The 1,733-nt window shown below is 70.5% G+C and carries 2 protein-coding genes; both read right to left on the reverse strand.

Annotation, left to right across the window (positions count from 1 at the left end):
• Window positions 1-576, reverse strand: a 576-nt coding sequence (locus DQW06_RS22795) for a HemK/PrmC family methyltransferase (protein WP_157983572.1), incomplete at its 3' end; no start/stop codon positions are given.
• On the reverse strand, window positions 573-1,643 hold the full coding sequence (gene prfA, locus DQW06_RS22800; protein WP_013151379.1) for a peptide chain release factor 1: 1,071 nt from the start codon (window positions 1,641-1,643) through the stop codon (window positions 573-575). The genes DQW06_RS22795 and prfA, both read right to left, overlap by 4 nt.
• Window positions 1,644-1,733: the final 90 nt, after the last annotated feature.

Genomic DNA, 1,733 nt, shown 5'->3' on the forward strand with positions numbered 1-1,733 from the left:
GACGTAGGGGGGGTTGCTGATGAGCAGGTCGACGCGCCCGTTGAGCTGGGGCAGGGCGGTGCGCATGTCGCCGTGGTGGGAGGTGACCCGGTCGGCGTGGCCGCTGGCGTCGATGTTGCGCCGGGCCCAGGCCAGGGCGTCGGGGTCGACCTCCACCGTGTGCACGCGCGAGCGCGGCACCTCCTGCGCGATGGAGATGGCGATGGCTCCCGAGCCGGTGCCGAGGTCGACCACCAGGGGGTCGGCGACGTCCATGGCGCGCAGGGTCTGGATGGCCCAGTCCACCATGATCTCGGTCTCGGGGCGGGGCACGAAGACCCCGGGCCCGACGCGGAGTTCGAGGTAGCGGAAGTAGGCGCGGCCGGTGATGTGCTGGAGGGGTTCGCGGGCCTCGCGCCGGGAGACGCACTCCCAGTAGCGGGCGTCGAAGTCGGAGTCGGCGACCGTGTGCAGCTCCCCTCGACGGACACCGTGCACGAACGCCGCGAGTTCCTCGGCGTCGGCGCGAGGTGAGGCCACGCCCGCCTCCGCGAGTCTGCGCGTCGCGCGGGCGACCTCGTCGAGCAGGACGTTCATGACGACTGAGCCGCTTCGAGCCTTTCCTTGGTGTCCGCGTCCACGAGGGCCTTGACGACCCCGCCGAGTTCCCCGTCGAGGACTTGGTCGAGGTTGTAGGCCTTGTATCCGACCCGGTGGTCGGAGATGCGGTTCTCGGGGAAATTGTAGGTGCGCACGCGCTCGGACCGGTCCACCGTGCGGACCTGGCTCTTGCGCTCGGCGGCGGCCTCGGCGTCCGCGCTGGCCTGGGCCTCGGCGTAGATGCGGGCGCGCAGGATGCGCATGGCCTGCTCCTTGTTCTGGAGCTGGCTCTTCTCGTTCTGGCACGAGGCGACGATGCCGGTCGGCAGGTGGGTGATGCGCACCGCGGAGTCGGTGGTGTTGACGCTCTGGCCGCCGGGTCCGGAGGAGCGGTAGACGTCCACGCGAAGGTCCTTCTCGTGGATCTCGACCTCGATGTCCTCGGCCTCGGGGACGACCAGCACACCGGCCGCGGAGGTGTGGATGCGGCCCTGGGACTCGGTGACGGGGACGCGCTGCACCCGGTGCACGCCGCCCTCGAACTTGAGCATCGGCCACACGCCCGAACCGGGCTCGGGGGTGCCCTTGTTCTTGAAGGCGATCGTGATGTCCTTGTACCCGCCGAGGTCGGAGTGGGTGGAGTCGATGACCTCGGTCTTCCAGCCCTGGCGCTCGGCGTAGCGCAGGTACATGCGCACCAGGTCGCCGGCGAAGAGGGCGGACTCCTCACCGCCCTCGCCCGCCTTGACCTCCATGATGAGGTTCTTGTCGTCGGCGGGGTCGCGGGGGATGAGCAGGACGCGCAGGCGCTCGGTGAGCCGCTCGGCCTCCTCGGTCAGGCGGTCGGCCTCCTCGGCGAAGGAGGAGTCCTCGGCGGCGAGCTCGCGCGCGGTGTCGATGTCGCTCTCGACCTCCTTGAGCGCGCGGTAGGTCTCGATGATGGGGGTGAGCTGTGCGTAGCGTTTGCCCAGCGTGCGCGCCCTGGCCTGGTCGGCGTGCACCTCGGGGTCGGCGAGCTGCTGTTCCAGCTCGTAGTACTCCCCCAGTAGGTCGTCCAGCTTCACGTTCGCCCGTCCCCGTCGTGTCGTGCTTACCTCGCCTGTCCGTCTCCCCCTCGGGGGTCAGCCTGGTCCCGCGGGGCCGGGTGCTCCGGC

Origin of the sequence: Nocardiopsis sp. TNDT3, assembly GCF_003427465.1 — a bacterium.
GTDB lineage: Bacteria > Actinomycetota > Actinomycetes > Streptosporangiales > Streptosporangiaceae > Nocardiopsis > Nocardiopsis dassonvillei.